Source organism: Exiguobacterium sp. B2(2022), from assembly GCF_028823655.1.
GTDB lineage: Bacteria > Bacillota > Bacilli > Exiguobacteriales > Exiguobacteriaceae > Exiguobacterium > Exiguobacterium aestuarii_A.
In genome coordinates, this window is sequence record NZ_JAPEHX010000064.1 from 1 (window position 1) to 16,930 (window position 16,930).

At 45.6% G+C, this 16,930-nt stretch carries 16 protein-coding genes; 13 read left to right on the forward strand and 3 right to left on the reverse strand.

The genetic code is table 11. The annotated features are described in order from the left end of the window. Nucleotides 1–267 precede the first annotated feature (267 nt). The 11 genes from ON063_RS12245 (at nt 268) to ON063_RS12295 (ending at nt 13,584) form a co-directional block, all read left to right on the forward strand. Nucleotides 268–1,863, forward strand: coding sequence for a type I restriction-modification system subunit M (locus ON063_RS12245; protein ID WP_274665318.1), 1,596 nt, complete (start codon nt 268–270; stop codon nt 1,861–1,863). Continuing rightward, nucleotides 1,850–3,091: a restriction endonuclease subunit S gene (locus ON063_RS12250; RefSeq protein ID WP_274665319.1), complete on the forward strand. Its 1,242-nt coding sequence runs from the start codon at nt 1,850–1,852 to the stop codon at nt 3,089–3,091. The genes ON063_RS12245 and ON063_RS12250 overlap by 14 nt, the downstream gene beginning before the upstream one ends. A 26-nt stretch (nt 3,092–3,117) precedes the next feature. Then, nucleotides 3,118–6,276 carry a type I restriction endonuclease subunit R gene (locus ON063_RS12255; protein WP_446719138.1) on the forward strand — a complete coding sequence of 1,053 codons (3,159 nt, stop codon included), beginning with the start codon at nt 3,118–3,120 and terminating at the stop codon, nt 6,274–6,276. 189 nt (nt 6,277–6,465) lie between these two features. Then, nucleotides 6,466–8,571: a Piwi domain-containing protein gene (locus ON063_RS12260; RefSeq protein ID WP_274665321.1), complete on the forward strand. Its 2,106-nt coding sequence runs from the start codon at nt 6,466–6,468 to the stop codon at nt 8,569–8,571. 110 nt (nt 8,572–8,681) lie between these two features. Further along, nucleotides 8,682–9,104: a hypothetical protein gene (locus ON063_RS12265; RefSeq protein WP_274665322.1), complete on the forward strand. Its 423-nt coding sequence runs from the start codon at nt 8,682–8,684 to the stop codon at nt 9,102–9,104. A gap of 151 nt (nt 9,105–9,255) precedes the next feature. Continuing rightward, entirely contained in the window at nt 9,256–10,203 is a 948-nt protein-coding gene (locus tag ON063_RS12270) for a sugar-binding transcriptional regulator (protein ID WP_274665323.1), read from the forward strand. 4 nt (nt 10,204–10,207) lie between these two features. Beyond that, nucleotides 10,208–10,897 (forward strand): ribose 5-phosphate isomerase A, encoded by a 690-nt coding sequence (gene rpiA / locus ON063_RS12275; protein ID WP_274665324.1) that lies wholly within the window; start codon nt 10,208–10,210, stop codon nt 10,895–10,897. After that, on the forward strand, nt 10,894–11,874 hold the full coding sequence (locus tag ON063_RS12280; RefSeq protein ID WP_274665325.1) for a Gfo/Idh/MocA family protein: 981 nt from the start codon (nt 10,894–10,896) through the stop codon (nt 11,872–11,874). Before rpiA ends, ON063_RS12280 begins: the two co-directional genes overlap by 4 nt. Next, nucleotides 11,858–12,379, forward strand: coding sequence for a VOC family protein (locus ON063_RS12285; protein ID WP_274665326.1), 522 nt, complete (start codon nt 11,858–11,860; stop codon nt 12,377–12,379). The genes ON063_RS12280 and ON063_RS12285 overlap by 17 nt, the downstream gene beginning before the upstream one ends. A 178-nt stretch (nt 12,380–12,557) precedes the next feature. Then, complete coding sequence (locus ON063_RS12290) at nt 12,558–12,878, forward strand: nucleotide pyrophosphohydrolase (RefSeq protein WP_274665327.1); 321 nt, start codon at nt 12,558–12,560, stop codon at nt 12,876–12,878. A 241-nt stretch (nt 12,879–13,119) separates the two neighbouring features. Further along, nucleotides 13,120–13,584: a hypothetical protein gene (locus ON063_RS12295; protein ID WP_214748765.1), complete on the forward strand. Its 465-nt coding sequence runs from the start codon at nt 13,120–13,122 to the stop codon at nt 13,582–13,584. A gap of 6 nt (nt 13,585–13,590) precedes the next feature. Here the strand turns inward: ON063_RS12295 and ON063_RS12300 are convergent, their stop codons facing one another. Further along, nucleotides 13,591–13,815, reverse strand: coding sequence for a hypothetical protein (locus ON063_RS12300; RefSeq protein WP_074032549.1), 225 nt, complete (start codon nt 13,813–13,815; stop codon nt 13,591–13,593). Between the two features lie 128 nt (nt 13,816–13,943). On the opposite strand from ON063_RS12300, the gene ON063_RS12305 reads away from it, so the two are divergent. Beyond that, nucleotides 13,944–14,720, forward strand: a complete 777-nt coding sequence (locus ON063_RS12305; RefSeq protein WP_274665328.1) for a nucleotidyltransferase domain-containing protein — start codon at nt 13,944–13,946, stop codon at nt 14,718–14,720. Nucleotides 14,721–14,827: 107 nt separating this feature from the next. Here the strand turns inward: ON063_RS12305 and ON063_RS12310 are convergent, their stop codons facing one another. Beyond that, a complete protein-coding gene (locus ON063_RS12310) occupies nt 14,828–15,208 on the reverse strand; it encodes a helix-turn-helix domain-containing protein (RefSeq protein WP_274665329.1) in 381 nt (126 codons plus the stop codon). Nucleotides 15,209–15,357: 149 nt separating this feature from the next. On the opposite strand from ON063_RS12310, the gene ON063_RS12315 reads away from it, so the two are divergent. Next, a complete protein-coding gene (locus ON063_RS12315) occupies nt 15,358–16,395 on the forward strand; it encodes a flavin monoamine oxidase family protein (protein WP_274665330.1) in 1,038 nt (345 codons plus the stop codon). Nucleotides 16,396–16,417: 22 nt separating this feature from the next. On the opposite strand, the gene ON063_RS12320 is transcribed toward ON063_RS12315, so the two are convergent. After that, nucleotides 16,418–16,930: Gfo/Idh/MocA family protein (locus ON063_RS12320; protein WP_274665331.1), on the reverse strand; the 513-nt coding region annotated here is incomplete at its 5' end.

The window sequence follows — 16,930 nt, forward strand, 5'->3', positions numbered from 1 at the left end:
CATCTCGCATGAGCCTCCTATTAAAAAGATTAGTTAAGGATTAAAAAAATAGATTTTTATTGATTGTGTTTCTATATATTGTTCGAATTGATGTGCGAATCATAACTAATGTATATGATTGATAGCTATTATATATGATGACATTGAAAGGTGGTTGTAAAAAAATGGGCAGGGTGTCACTTTCGAAATTTCATCAAAATCGCTATAATTCTAGTGTGGAATAATTTCTAATCGCTAAACTTCGAATATCAGATAGGGGAAAAAGACATGTCAGCATTAAACCAAAAACTGTTCAGCGCAGCGGACAATCTTCGCAGCAAAATGGACGCCTCGGAATATAAGAACTACCTGTTAGGCCTCATTTTCTATAAGTATCTCTCAGACAAACTCTTGGAAAAGGTGGTCGTGAGCGCGGATGCCTCGTTAGAGGAATATGACACGCAGAAGAAACAAACGGAACTTTACATAGAGCTCATGTCAGATGATGAAATCAAGGATGACTTGATCGAGACGTTGGTCGACACGCTTGGTTACGACATCGCACCAGATTATCTTTTCAACGTCTTGGCCGACCATGCACAACAAAACATCTTCCAATTGAACGACCTCAACAAGGCGTTCGTCGATTTGGCATCAAAATATGTGCAGTTCAACGGCCTGTTCGATGACGTCGATTTGAAGTCGAAGAAGCTTGGTTCGGATGATCAGCAGCGGAACATCACCATCACGGAAGTATTGAAGAAATTAGCGCATGTCGACCTCGTCGGTCATGGTGGAGATGTCATCGGAGACGCATACGAGTTCCTAATCAGCCAATTCGCCTCAGAGGCCGGGAAAAAAGCGGGAGAATTCTATACACCACATCAAGTCTCAGACATGATGGCACGCATCGTCACCATCGGTCAAGAAGACAAGAAACTCTTCAGCGTCTTTGACCCGACGATGGGTTCCGGCTCGCTCATGTTGAACGTCCGGAACTATCTGAACTACCCGGACAGCGTGAAGTATCACGGCCAAGAGTTAAACACGACGACGTTTAACTTGGCGAAGATGAACTTGATCCTTCATGGGGTCGACAGTGAGGACATGCGCCTACGAAATGGGGACACACTGAACAAAGACTGGCCGACAGATGAGCCATATACGTTCGACTCGGTCCTCATGAACCCACCGTATTCGGCAAAGTGGTCGGCGGATGACACTTTCCTCGATGACTCTCGTTTCAACCGCTACGGGAAACTCGCGCCAAAGACGAAAGCGGACTTCGCGTTCCTCCTGCATGGTTTCTATCACTTGAAGGATTCAGGGACGATGGCGATTGTCTTGCCTCACGGAATTCTTTTCCGAGGAGCGGCAGAGGGCGTCATTCGGAAGAAGCTGTTGGAGGATGGAAGTATCGACGCGGTCATCGGGTTACCAGGAAACATGTTCTTTGGTACTTCAATTCCGACGACAGTCGTTATCCTCAAAAAGAACCGTGAAACACGTGATGTACTCTTCATCGATGCGAGCAAAGACTTTACCAAAGAGAAAAATCAGAACAAACTTTCAACCGAGCACATCAACCGAATCGTTGAAACGTACAAAAAGCGTGAGGCTGTAGAAAAATATGCTTATGTCGCAAGTTTTGACGAAATCAAAGCAAATGACTTTAACCTCAATATCCCGAGATATGTCGATACGTTTGAAGAGGAAGAACAAATCGATTTGGCAACAATCGGGAGCGAGTTAAAAGCAGTTCGTGAAAAGAAAGCAGAGCTGGAAGCGAGTCTTTTTGAAATGATTTCATCTCTTCAATATGACCAAAAAGAAGACGAATGGATTCAAGGGGCGTTAGAGGTGTTTAATCGTGCTAAAAAATAAACCTGAAATAAGATTCACAGAATTTAAAAAAGATTGGGTCCATCAATCATTGAATAAAGTGGTTGAGCGTGTCATCAGAAAAAATAAAAATAACGAATCCAAAGTACCTTTAACAATTTCTGCTCAATACGGTTTGGTTGACCAGGTGACCTACTTTAATAAACAAATTGCTAGTACTGATTTAAGTAACTATTTTTTACTTCAAAAAGGTGATTTTGCATACAATAAAAGTTACTCAAAAGACTATCCTTGGGGCGCGATAAAAAGGCTTGACAAGTACGAAGAAGGTGTACTCTCCTCACTATATATAGTTTTTAAGCCCACGAGAGTTCATTCAGATTTTTTGGTGCCGTACTATGAAACAAGCAGGTGGTACAAGGAGGTATCAATGCGTGCTACTGAGGGAGCACGAAATCATGGATTATTAAATATTTCAGCCGTGGACTTTCTCGAGACTGAGTTAAGTATTCCGGTTGATTTTGAAGAGCAAATGAAAATCGGCAATTTTTTTAGAGATTTAGACGAAACGATTTCTCTTCATCAGCAAGAACTTGAAGCCCTCAAACAGACGAAACAAGGTTTCTTGCAAAAAATGTTTCCTAAAGATGGAGAGAACATTCCTCAGTTCCGTTTTGATGAATTTACTAAGCCTTGGACAAAGATTGAATTTGAAAAAGTAATTAAACTTGTTGGGGGAGCCACACCTTTAAAAGAAAATAAGGAATATTGGAACGGAGATATCGTTTGGCTCTCTTCTCAAGAAATAAAAAACAAATATGTATCAAAAGGAACTTATTTAATTACGGAACAAGCTGTAAAAGATAATCGGACTAAAGTTGTTTCGGAGGGAACTCCACTCATTGTCACACGAAGTGGTATATTAGCAAAAAGATTTCCGATTAGTATTTCTTTAAATGAAGTCGCTATAAATCAGGATATTAAAGCGCTCATCTTCGACAGAGAAAGATTTGACACCGAGTTTCTTGTTGCAGAAATAAAATCTAAAGAATCATACATTTTAAAGAATATTGTAAAGACTGGTACTACTGTTCAATCTGTTAACCTTCCTGATTTAAATCGTATGAATTTGTACATTCCAGAATATGAGGAACAACTCAAAATCGGTAAATTCTTCAGAGAACTGGACGAAGTCATCGATTTGAAAGAAAAAGAGCTCGAGGCTCTTAAGGAAACGAAGAAGGGCTTCCTTCAAAAGATGTTCGTATAATCAATGAGATGAAAAGGGGAATCGTGGTGAAGACGACACATAGTGATGAACTCGCAGTCGAACATCGACTAATCGAGGTGCTCGGGGAAGGGCACAACCAATGGAACTATCGACCGGACTTAAAATCAGAGGCGGACCTGTGGGACAACCTCCGCCATAAGATTACGCGCAACAATCTATCGGAGATCGGGGAGCATCCGATCACGGACAAGGAGTTCGATACCATCAAGACGGAGCTCCTTTCGAAGACGCAGACGCCGTTCGACGCGGCACGTTGGCTGAAAGGGGAGAACGGCATCGCCCGCATCACTATTGAAAGGGAAGATACCTCGCTCGGCTCGATGTCGCTCATTCTCTACTCGAACCGGGATATCGGGGGCGGCATCTCGACGTATGAGGTCGTCCACCAGATTGCCAAGCAGAAGGTGGATGAGGACGGGCGTGACCGTCGTTTCGATGTGACCCTTCTCATCAACGGCCTCCCGATCGTCCAGGTCGAGTTGAAGAAGGTAACGGCGAAGGACGGGGTCTATCAGGCGCACAACCAGATCAAGAAGTATGCGGAAGAAGGATTGTTCCGGAACAACATCTTCTCGACGCTCCAGCTCTTCGTCATCTCGAACGAACAGACGACGCGCTACTTCGCGAACGCGCTCCCGAAGGACATGCATCGGAAGTTCGTCTTCAGCTGGCGCACGACCGAGAACCGGAAAGTCGACAACCTGTACGAGTTCGTGAAACAGATGTTGAACATCCCGGACGCGCACCGCTTGATCGCGAACTACACGATCGTCAGCGAGGACCAGGACAACAAGGCGCTCATGGTCCTGCATCCGTATCAGATCCATGCCATCGAGGCACTTTTTGCGTCGGCAGCGCGACATGAGTCGGGGTTCGTCTGGCACGCGACCGGGTCTGGGAAGACGTTGACGAGCTTCGTGTCGACGAAACTCCTCGCGCGGAAGCCCGGGGTCGACCGGACCATCATGTTGATCGACCGAAAGGACCTCGACAGCCAGACGACGAGCGAGTTCACGAAGTTCGCCTCGGAGTTCAACACCGGCATCTCGTCAGGGAACGCTGCGGCGAATAGTCTGATCGTCGGGACGTCGAGTTCGAAGAAGCTGAGCGAGACGCTCCTGTCCGATACGAACTCGAACACGGTCATCATCACGACGCGTCAGAAGCTCGAGGCGGCGCTCCGGATTGCACAGAAGCAGGAAGAGGAGAAGGGCACACACCGCTTCCGAAAACTCATCGGTCAACATATCGTCTTCGTCGTTGATGAATGTCATCGGGCGCTTAGTGCGGAGGGGATGGAGGCCATCAAAGGCTTCTTCCCGAACTCGACCTGGTTCGGGTTCACCGGCACACCGATCTTTAACGAGAACAAGAAACAGGCGCAAGGCCAGCTCGCCCGCACGACGCGTGACCAGTACGGGGAGCTGCTCCATTCGTATACGATCAAGAACGCGCTCGCGGACGGGGCCGTGCTCGGCTTCCAGGTCGAACATGAGGACACGATTGAACCGACCTCGCTGAACAACCGCATCTTCAGCATTCTACGCCAGGACGAGAGGTATGCCGACCTTTCCGATAACGAGTTGAACGAGCTTATCGATCAGATGGAGACGATGGAGAAGGAGAAGCATATCCCGAATGACCTGTACGAGCGTGAAGAGCATATCCAGAAGGTCATCCATAAGATGTTCCGCCCGGACAATGCCTATACGAAGTTCGACTTTAAGAACGGTCGCCCACAGAAGTCGGCCATCCTGACCACGAGCTCGATCGCGATGGCGAAACGCTATTATCAGGCCATCCAGGCGATGAAGCAGGACCCGGACTGGATGACGAACGAGTTCGCGGGACACCCGATTCGGAAGGGACGCACCATCGAGGACCCGGATTTCCCACGTATCGCCATCACGTACTCGATGCAGGAAAACGAGGACAACTCGAAGCAGGTCGAGGACGAGATGAGACAGGTCATCCGCGACTATAACGCATACTACGGAACGGCATGGTCGATCGAGGACATCGAGCGCTACAATGGGGACATCAACAACCGTCTCGCGCGCAAGAAGGCGGAGTTCAAGGAGTTCGGGAACCAGATAGATCTGGTCATCGTCGTCGACCGACTGCTCACCGGCTTCGATGCGCCGACCATCCAGACGCTCTTCGTCGACCGGAACCTGAGCTATGCCAATCTGATCCAGGCGTTCTCCCGAACGAACCGCACTTTCCCAGGCAAGACAAAGGGATTGATTGTCACGTTCCGGAAGCCGGCGCTCATGGAGAAGAACGTCCAGGATGCGACCCGCCTCTATTCGAACGAGAACGATGATTCGAGCCTCGTTTATCCGACATACGAGGAGTCAAAAAAACGATTCAAGAAAGCGCATAAAGCACTGCGTGCGATTTCCTCAAATCCGGACGATATCGATGAGCATTCGCCAATCGAGGATAAAATTGAATTTGTCAAAGCGTATCAAGAGTTAAACAATGCCTTTGGTGCACTTGTCACATATGATGACTATAACGATGATATGGAAAAGTCGAACGCATTGCCTGACAAGGTCAAAACTTTGGAAGAGTATACGGCTATCTACAATACGATTAAAGGTTCATTAATCGCAGAAGAACCTTCAGAGTACGAAACGGAAGTCCCTGATTACTCCGAACTTGAGTTTTATGGTGAGAATTCAGCAATTCTATATGATGTCGATTCACGATATATCGATAAATTGCTTGGAGATTACACTGCCAACGACCAAGATATCCGCTCTGAAATCGAGAAAGCCTTGCAAAAAATGAACAAACTAGAAGTGGTTAAAGATGTGTACCGCTCGATTTTGAATGCGATCGATGATGGAGAAATTCAAGAAGAGAATATCTTTGCGGTCAAACGCCTTTTCTTTAAGAAGGCTCATAATCAAGCAATATCTGATTTTGCTGCGACTTGGTTTGTGGAGGAACATGTCTTGCATGATTCAGCCGTTCAGTATCAGATTGGTGCCGACCCGATTCCACACATCGGTCGTATCATCAGCAGCAACAATTTTGAAAAGTATAAAGAAGCGAATCCAGGTGCGATGAAATTGAAATATGGACCTGGGCTGAAGCGACAATGGCGAATGTTATTAGATGAAGTCGTCATTCCGCTCGGACAAGAGCTGAAGTGATGATTTTATAAAATACAGAATGGTGTGTCCGCGAATAAGCAGACACACCATTTTTATATATATTAGTGGTTTTTTTGTCTCATAAGTAAACTTCTCATTTGAACCCTATCCGTTATTTTATCTACCTAATATTAGGAAATTCGTTATAGTGGATGCAAGAATTGAACAACGGGGAAGGATGAGGGAAAGATGAACCAATATTATTTAACAGAATGGCGAGCGTTAACGACAGCAACGGAAGTGACACTCCATCTCTATACCGTACCGCTCAAAGATCCATCATCACGAAATACGCAGGGTGGGAAGTTAATTTTTCACTTAAATAAATTAAACAATTTTCAACCGATGGTGTTTTTTGATCAGTACATTGCTTCATTTGAGGAAATCAAACAATGGGGAGACGAGACGTTTCTTCAATATGAGGCGCGTCCGATCAGTCCATCACGGAATGTCGAGCGAACATTACTTGAACGTCTGTTGAAAAAACAGTTGGAGCGATTGGCTCATCCAGATTACATGATGAACCGAGGAAAGTTCCGCTCGAAACAGGCGCATCCAAAGTCTACAAGTGGGTTGCTCATTTATCCGGCATTAGATCTCAATGTGAATGTATCTGAAACGGCTGAAATTGTATTCGGATTCGATTTGACTCATCAATTTGAATACCGTGAAAACTTATTGCAGCAGATCAAGCGTGATCCGAAATCCGTATCTGCGGGGATGCGTGTCATGGATTCGACTCATCCGAAGTCGTATGAGTACGAATTTGTAGAGGTCGCGCCATATCGAGCGAACGAAGTGAGTCCGATTATGAAGTGTTCCATTATTGATTATTTCACAAAGAAAGACCCGAAGCGTATAATTGCGCCAGATGCGCTCGTCGTTCATGTTAAAGATCGAAACAATCACATTCTTCCATACTTACCTGAACAGCTTAAACAAAGTTGTTCATTTGAGACGATCCCCACTCATCAATTCGGTGCAGTCAATCGGATCATCAAACTGTCGCCTGAAGAGCGGATGTCGAAACTTATGCCGGAAGCGCTTAAGTTGATTGGTCGTCTTCCAATGCTTCAGTTTGAGCGACAAGATGTACGGGCGGCTCGTCTTGGTTACTCAATTCAAACGTTGCCTTCGCCACGTCTTCAATTTGGTAAAGGGAAGACTACGAGTTATGCAAAAACTGGTCTAAATCAAGGCGGTGTGTTTGAAACAGGAGAAGCGACTGTCAGTTTCTTTGTCGACCCGAAATTACGAGATCATCAAAAATGGCAAGTCATAGAGTTTATCAATAAACTAAAAACTACCTCTGAGCGCTTTGGGGTGACCCTCAATGTCTCGAATAAACCAAAAGGATTGATCCAGAAACTACCTTCTGATTTATTGCAAGCAGAGGATGTTCTATATCAACTGAAGAGTGTCCCTCAACACTTTGAAGGTGTCGTCGTTGTCATCGCCGAGGAAGAATCGCTCCAGCATTCATATCAAGCCATCAAAAGACAGTTTGGTGGGAAACAGGATGTGGTGACGCAATGCGTCGAGCTACATGACCGTGTATTGAACTCTGAGGACACGCTATATAACATTCTACTCGGTATTTACGTGAAGGCCGGTCTACAACCTTGGATTCTTGGTGAGCCGCTCCATTCGGATTGTTTTGTCGGGTTAGACGTAAGCCATGAGAATGGTAAACATGCAGCAGGCATCATTCAAATCATTGGAAAAGACGGGGCGATGATCAAGCAGAAAGCACTCTCGACAAGTGAAGCAGGGGAGAAAATCAGTTCTGAGACGATGCGGGAAATTGTCTATGACACACTTCACGCGTTCGAAGAACAGTACGGATATGCGCCGAAGCATATCACGTTCCATCGAGATGGATTTGGTCGTGAAGATTTGACTCTTATTGATTCAATTCTATCTCCGCGTGAAATTCAATTCGACTACGTGGAAATTTTGAAGAATATCAATCGACGGATAGCGATTCATGAAGATGGGTGGAAAACTTCACAGGGACTCAGTTATACAAAAGAGCGCATGGGTTATCTCCTCACGACGAGTCCTCATATTCGTGTCGGGATGGCAAAACCACTCAAAGTCGTACAACAAACAACGACCTTGCCGTTCGAAGCCATTTTGACGGATGTCTATCGATTGTCGTTCATGCACGTCCACTCGCTATTGAAAACAAGACTGCCGATCACGACGCATTATGCAGATTTAAGTTCGACATTCCATAACCGTGGCTTGCTCAATGCGAATACAGAACATGAAGAGGCATTGCCCTTTGTATAACATGTAAAATCGAAAGGTGTCATACCGTTTTTTCAGTATCGCCGCTTGTCGAATATTGGGACCGATGCGTACCGTAACTTTGAATTGAGATCATACTAGGAGGTAGAGTGATGAGTGAAAAAGGAGAAATTGTTCAATCTGCAAAACAGCTTATGGGAGATGAACATGAGATGAATGACATCCTTTTTCAACAATACGAAATGATATTGAAGCATACTCCAGACGTCATAAATGCCGTTAGCAACATGGGAGGAGTTGGCTCAAAATCGCAAGACAAAGTATACAATACGATTGATAGAGCGATTGATGTCTTTTCCGAGCAACTTAAAGAAGACAACCTATCAGATGAAACTAGAGACAAACTCAATGATCGTATTGAACGCATGGTAGATAAGTCATTTCAAAAAGATTCGGAGTTCAAGAAATGGATGGGGGCATCGATTGTAGCAGGAGTCAGTGGTGCCGCATTAGCATTAGCAAAAAGTCCAGAAGTGAGAAAAACACTGACTAATTTGCTGACGAAAAAAGACTGAGCGTCTTAAGTCTGATAAATACACGAAGTATATAACGAGAGCAGGAGCGACGATTCAATTCGTCGCTCTTTTCGGTTTCACCAAGTCAATCACATCTCGATTTGCACATATGTTCATTTAGGTGTACATTTGTGCAAAGGGGTGTGACTGAATGTCAGAAGAACTGAAAAGGCTTTACGAAGTAGCGCACTTGTATTACGAACAGAATCAAACACAACACCAGATTGCAGAGACACTCGATGTCAATCGGGCCACGGTTAGTCGCATGTTAAAACGCATTCGGGAATTAGGGATTGTGAAGTTCCAAATCGATTATGATCGCTATCAATCGATTGACGTGGCAGCCCAACTGAAAGAGCGGTTTGGTCTAAAACATGTCATCCTTGTACCTGAAAAGTCAGGACAACGCGAAGAGACGTTACAGCGTATGGGGGAAGCGTGCGCAACATACGTCGAGTCGATGGTGACCGATGACGATGTGGTCGGCGTTTCTTGGGGGACAGCACTCGCTGCCGTTGTGGAAGCATTCACACCGAAAGAAGCGTATTCAACTATCCAATGTGTGCCACTCATTGGTGGGCCGGACGGAAAGCTCGAAAGTCGTTTTCATGCGAACACGTTAGCGTATGACGCCTCACGGAAATGGCGTGGACGATCTAAACTTATCGACGTTCCTGCTATTTTACCGAATGCTGCCATCAAACAAGCATTGACGCAGTCAACACATGCTCAGGAAGTGGTGGAGCTGTGGGGGCGGATGAACATCGCCCTCTTTGGAATCGGTTCGGCCCAATTGAACCAGGAATCCAACTGGTTGGCCTTCTATGGTCAAACGTTTACCGAGGAAATGAACGAACTCCAAATCATCGGAGATCTTTGCTCGCATTTCTATAATCAAAATGGAGAGACCGTGACCACTTCGTTATCGGATCGAACAGTCCATATTGAGCATCAACAACTCGCAAAGGTGCCACTTAAAATCGGGGTTGCCTATGGAAGTGAGAAAGTAGAGGCGATACGAGTCGCAGCCGAGCATCAGCTAATTGATGTCATCGTGACGACTGACCGCACTGCCCAACAACTGTTACAGGGGGAATGAACAGATGGATGTGAAAGAAAAGTGTGCGGAAGCCGCGCTCCATTGGATTGAATCGGGGATGACAATCGGTCTTGGGGGTGGCAGTACGATTCAACACCTCATCAATATGATTCATGCGAATGAACTGGACGTGACAATCGTGACGCCTTCGTTTGTGACACGACGCGCCTGTCTTGAAAAAGGGCTTCGGGTTGTTGAGACGGGGGATGTCTCGCTGATCGACTTTGCCTTTGACGGGTGTGACCAAGTCGATACACGACACCACGCCTTGAAGAGTGGAGGCGTGATTCATACGGAAGAAAAACTCATTGCAACCATGGCGAAGCGATACGTATTACTAGTGGATGACTCTAAATTTGTTGAACGATTGACGTTTGATCATCCGGTTGTCTTGGAAGTTCTTCCACAAGCATTCACCTATGTGAGCGAGAAAGTCCGAGAGCTCCCATGGGTGGAATCTCTACACGTTCGTCAAAGTTTGAACAGTGATGGGGCCTTGGTGACCGTGAACGGAAACCGATTACTCGACGTGGTCGTCCACCCGTCTGAAGATTCGATTGAGGTGCACCACCAGTTATCTCAAGTACGTGGCGTGGTTGATACGTCCTTGTTCACAGATGTCGTCACGCACGTCATCGTCGCATCGCATCATGATACAGTCGTCTATTCAACGGAAACGGGGGAAGTGAAATGAAGCGATGGGGAATCATTGGACCAGGTGCGATTGCTACAGAATTCGCTCAAGCACTCGCACAAGCACTCGCACAATCAGATGGTATTGCCTACGGGGTATGGGGACGAGATGTAGAAAAAGCCGAACAATTCGCGCAAGAATATGGTGTGAGATATGTGTACCAAACGTTAGATGAGATGTTGTCTTCACCTGACATCGACATCGTCTACGTGGCGACACCTCATCACCTCCATTATTCGATGATGGAACAAGCCATCGCACATGGAAAACATGTCCTTTGCGAAAAAGCCATCACACTAAACAGTGAAGAGCTGGAGAACATTCAACGTCTGGCTGATGATCAAGGGGTGATTGTGCTCGAAGCGATGACGATTTATCATATGCCGCTCTTTGAAGAGTTGAGACGGCGTGTTCAGGAAGGTGAAATCGGACGAGTCAATATGATTCATGTGACGTTCGGGAGTTATAAAGAAGATGATCCGTCTAACCGATTCTTCAATCCGGAATTGGCTGGGGGTGCGATGCTCGATATCGGGACGTATGCCTTATCGTTCGCTAGAAATTTCTTGGACGAAGAAGTAGTGGAAGTGTTGACGACGATGAAGCCATACAAAACCGGGGTCGATGAACAATCAAGTATGATCCTTCGTACGGATTCTGATCAGATGGTGAACATTACCCTTGCGATGCGCACAAAGTTACCGAAACAAGGAGTAGTCGCTGGAGAAGACGGGTACATTACCGTCAATGCGTTTCCTCGTGCAACGGAGGCGACCATCACGTATACGAAAGATGGCTCGGTTGAGACCGTTCAGCTCGGGGAGACGGAGCAGGCATTACGCTATGAAATCGACGCGATGCACCGTGTCATTTCTGGTGAATCTGACGAGACGCGACTTTATTCACGGGATGTTATGACGTGGATGGATCGGATCCGTCAACAATGGAAGGGGACTCATCATGAACAGAGGAATTGATCACATCGGAATGACGGTGCCTTCTATTGAGGAGGCAACTACTTTTTTGAAAGATGCGTTCCACGCTGAGATTTGCTACGACGTGCAACGTCCAGAAGATGAGCCGATGGAAGGGAAAGAAGCGGAGCAGCAACTGGACTTACCAGACGGACAACAAATCATCCATATGCGGCTGCTTCAAATCAAATCAGGACCGTCTATCGAGTTGTTTCAAGTCGCACGAGTAAATGAAACTGAACCGACAGAAATCTCATCGTACGGTTTACATCATTTCGCGATTTATGTGGATGATATGCAAGAGGCGGCTCAGCGCTTTGAACGTGCAGGTGGACAGTTGTTGTCGAAACCGCATCCGTTAGCCGGTGTCGAAGACAATGGGAATAACCAAGGTGTATACGGGAAGGCACCATGGGGATCACTCATCGAGCTGATTGCCTATCCGGATGGAATTGATTACCCTGCGTCGAGTGAACAGGAGCGTTGGACACCGGCGGAACATAAATGAGTGTATATGAAAAGAATCGCCCGTTTTCAGGCGATTCTTTTTTAGTCCGTATTATTTGTCATTCACAAAAATTATTAGGGGCATATGTGAACAGATAAAAGCATAATAAAGTGCCATCTTTTGGTAATATGGAATTATGTTTAATGAGAGCAAAATTGTGAATGAGGACGTGGAGAACATGAACGAAGTGCAACGATTAATGGACGAGGTCATTAAATTCCGAGATGAGCGCGATTGGGCGTTCCATCATAATCCGAAAGACTTGGCACTTTCCCTGTCGCTCGAGGCGAGTGAGTTACTTGAAGTATTCCAGTGGATCTCGAGTGAAGAAGCGCTTGAGACGAAAAAGACGGAGATGGAAGAGGAACTTGCCGATGTGTTGATCTATGCGCTGACGTTCGCGCATGCTGCTGACATCGATGTGACAAAAGCGATTGAAGACAAGCTCGTAAAAAACGCAGTGAAGTATCCGATTTTGACTGGGAATGATTCACGATGAAGTCGAATCATCGATTGCTATTCGTCATATATCTTGGAGCAGGCATATTGAGTTTGACTCTCTTTCTTGCGATTCCTTTGTTCTACATAGAACGTTCGAACTGGATGAACGTCATGTTTCCGCTACTAACAATTATTTGGTTTGCGAATGCGTTTGTGCATTGGAGACGGATGAAGCAGAATAAAGCTTAATTAAATCGATTGTAGCCATAGAAAATCAATTGAGTGAAAAGGAGATAACGATGTCACACGAGGAACGTCTAGATGAGTTAAGTCGAAGCCATATTCATGCCATTCATTTGAGTTTCATTTTTTCCGTGATTTTTATTATGAGTGGATTGCTGGTTTGGTGGTTAGGGTGGCTCACCGCTATTCAAACATTGTTTGGAAGTGTATTGCTCGCTCCACTCCTTTTGATGCTTCCGATGTGGAAACGCACACAGACGTTGCTACGTTTCAATGAGGACGTTGCATATCGTCATATCGTGTGGCTTGAGTTGATTTGCGCGCTGATTGTCGTGCTTTTAAATATTGGGATTGCGATTGCAATCATCGTTACCGAAATATATAGCTTCACGATTATTTCGTTCTTATCGATGTTCGTTGTGTCGATGATATCCAGACATGTTGATCAGCGGATGAAGCAACATGACCCGGAACATGTGACCTATTCAGATATGGCTCGATATAAGACAAAACGCAGTTGACCTGAGTCAGCTGCGTTTTGTGTTCGAGTCCAATTGTTGTTCGATTCGATCGAGACGTTCAATTAACACTCGAAACTGTTCAGTGTTTTGACGCTCCAATTCAAGTTTTTCTGCTGCGCGTTTTTCAAATCGATTGACCACTTTGACAAGCCATACAATTCCGAAGACAATGGCGATGATGGGTAAGAAAAACGCAAGACTTGCGAATAATGAACTGATGATGATATTCACGAGAACTTCCTCCTTTACCTGTACACTCCATTATACTTCCAAATACATCCATCGTGACAGGGGCGACAGTAGCATTTTATATCAGACATTCGGTAGGTTAAGCATATAGAAAAGAGGTCTTGATCAGAATGAATTTAACAAATCGACAGCGTTCTTTGAAGTGTCCGACTAGACTTGGAACAGACGAGGCAGGTTACGTCATCAACCAAACGTCCATCAAATATATTCAGCCTGAGTTTGAAACAATTCTCTTCAAATCAATTGAATTGGTGAAAGAAGCATTCGATGAACAGCTATATAGCATATACCTATACGGAAGTATCGGTCGCGGGACGGCCGTTGCTGGTGAATCGGATCTCGATTTGACGGTGCTTGTCCATGAGGATATCGATGCGACGGAATTGGTGGAACAGACGGAGCAACTACTAACGGAACATCCGGAAGTCATCAAAATCGACTACGATATCGGTCGCCTGGATGTGGCATTAAATCCGGCGAATCGTTTTGAATGGGGCTTTTGGCTAAGACATCTTTGTACGTGTGTTTACGGGGAAGATGTTTCGACTCAATTCCCACTCATGAAGCCGGACGCTCGTGTGAGTGAAGCGTTGAACCAGGACTTGGTTTCTTCGATTGAAGCAGCCAAGTCGAAATTGCTTCATGGACAGATCTCTCATCTGGAGAAGCGCTCCATTGTGAAGCGCGTCATCCGAGGTTGGTATTTGACCATCAATGTGAAGGACGAGAGTTTTGCGACGACTGTAGAAGCGTGCTTGGCGATTCTAAAACTCTATTTCCCGGAAGATCCGCGAGTAGAGGAAGGGAAGACACTGTTGAAACAAGATGACATTACAAATCAACAGCTTCTAGACTATTTGAATGAAATGTTATTGAATTTTGTTTGAATCATATAAACTTGTAACGAGATTTTTCGATGTATATCATTTTGGAAAAGAAATGTGAAACTGTTGAATATTGATTCTAAAAAGAAGAATAAGCCCTGGCATTAGGCTTACTCTTCACCAATTAACATCATTTTTCGCTCTTGCTGTTGAGAAGGAGTTAATCCGTTTGGAAACTGTTCGCGTTCAACTTCCCACTCATTAATTTCCTCTTCATCAAACTTTACACGAATCAGTTCGTTTACATCGGTAATACGAAGCGCTGCCATAATTACAGCAAGGTGAAACAAATTCATAGATGTCTTTTTCGCTTTTCCAATTTCACTAATCGTAGCGAGTCGAAGACCCGTCATTTCATGTAATTCCATTGGAGTGATTCCTTTTTCCTTCAAAACCTCATACAATCTTACTTCCATCTCACATGGATGGTTTTCGATGACTTTCATCATTTTGTCTGAAGTCGCTAATCTATCTAGATATACTTTTGCCATAGTAATAACCACCTTTAAAAATTATCAACTTCACCTTACACATACAAATAAAGGGTGTCAAATAGTTAATAAGTTGAAATTGGATATACATAATACTATTTTGAAATATATAGACTTGTGAATAGACGGACGACAAAGGAGAATTTACAATGAAATCAATCGCCATCATCGGAGCTGGTGTCAGCGGGCTTTATGCCGCAAGTGAGCTTCATCAAAAAGGATATGACGTCACGGTCTTCGAAGCGCGTGGCCGAATCGGCGGGCGCATCTTCACGAAGGAAGGCTATGACCTCGGACCGACATGGTATTGGCCGGATACGGAGAAGACGATCTCGGAACTCGTGGATACACTGGGACTCGAGTCATTCCTTCAACATACGACAGGGGAGATGGTGCTCGAACGCCAGACGACGACTGCGCCGGAACGACATGTGTTGCCGGAGGAAAGCATCGTCCGATCGAAACGTTTAGTCAGCGGGATGACGAGTTTAGTGAAAGCATTATACGCAAAGTTACCCGAGGACATCGTTCGGATTGGGCATCGCCTCACGTCCATCGACCGACAGTCAGACCGAGTTCAATTGACGTTCCAAAATGGGTCGGTGCATCACACGGATGACGTGATTCTCGCACTTCCTCCACGCCTTGTCGCCAATCTAACAATCAGCCCTGAATTATCAACATCAACACGGAATGCACTCAAAACGACTCCGACTTGGATGGCATCTCAGGCGAAGGCGCTGATCATATACGAGACACCGTTCTGGCGAGAAGAGGGTCTGTCTGGCTTTGGGATGAGTTGGGTCGGTCCGCTCCAAGAGATTCATGACGCCTCGCCAATAGACGGACCAGGTGCGTTGTTCGGATTCTTCCGTCTGTCACCCGGAGAACGAGAAGTGTTGGGAGAAGGACAAGTGAAGACGCGTGTCATCGAACAACTAGAGAAGTTATATGGTCCGAAAGCGAATGACTTCTTGCGATTTCACTACATGGACTGGTCGGCAGAATCTGAGACGGCGACATCTGACGACCTCATGCCGCTCACGGCATTCCCGGCCTATGGTCCAATCGAGCTCGGAGACCGCCTCCATTTGATCGGTTCGGAGACGGATGCGCAGTTCGGGGGACATATCGAAGGGGCGTTACGGTCGGCGGAGCGAATCGCCCGACTAATGACTGAAGAGTAAAAACGGTTTGAGGTAATCCATCTCAAACCGTTTGTGGTCGTGCACTTAAATAAGCATTATGAATAACGATTTGTGCTTTGTAAGCATCTTCAAACGTGGCTGCAATTGGAGATGGTGTATTAGTAATTACCGCGTTCGAAAATGCAAGTAAAGAAGCTGTGTGAGCATTTTGGAAGAAGCCGAGACTAGCTCGTAGTGGCGGGAAATGAACACTTTCTAGTAATTCGTTAGAAGGGAACAATGATTTCGTTGAGCCACTCTCAGCATCAAACCAATCTACTTCATAACCGTTCTTCAAATTGACACGAAGACTTCCCTTTTCTCCAAACACCTCGAATATGTCGCGTGAATCTTGTTCGGCTGAAATTCGTGATACCTCAATTTCACCGGGAATCGACTTGGCGATGACATGACACTGCGCATACTCATCGACCTCACTTCGCTCTTTAAAATGTGTATGCGTATGTGCTTTCACCTCAGTGATGTCGCCAACGATGTATTGAACGAGATCGACGAGGTGCACGCCGAGGTCCAA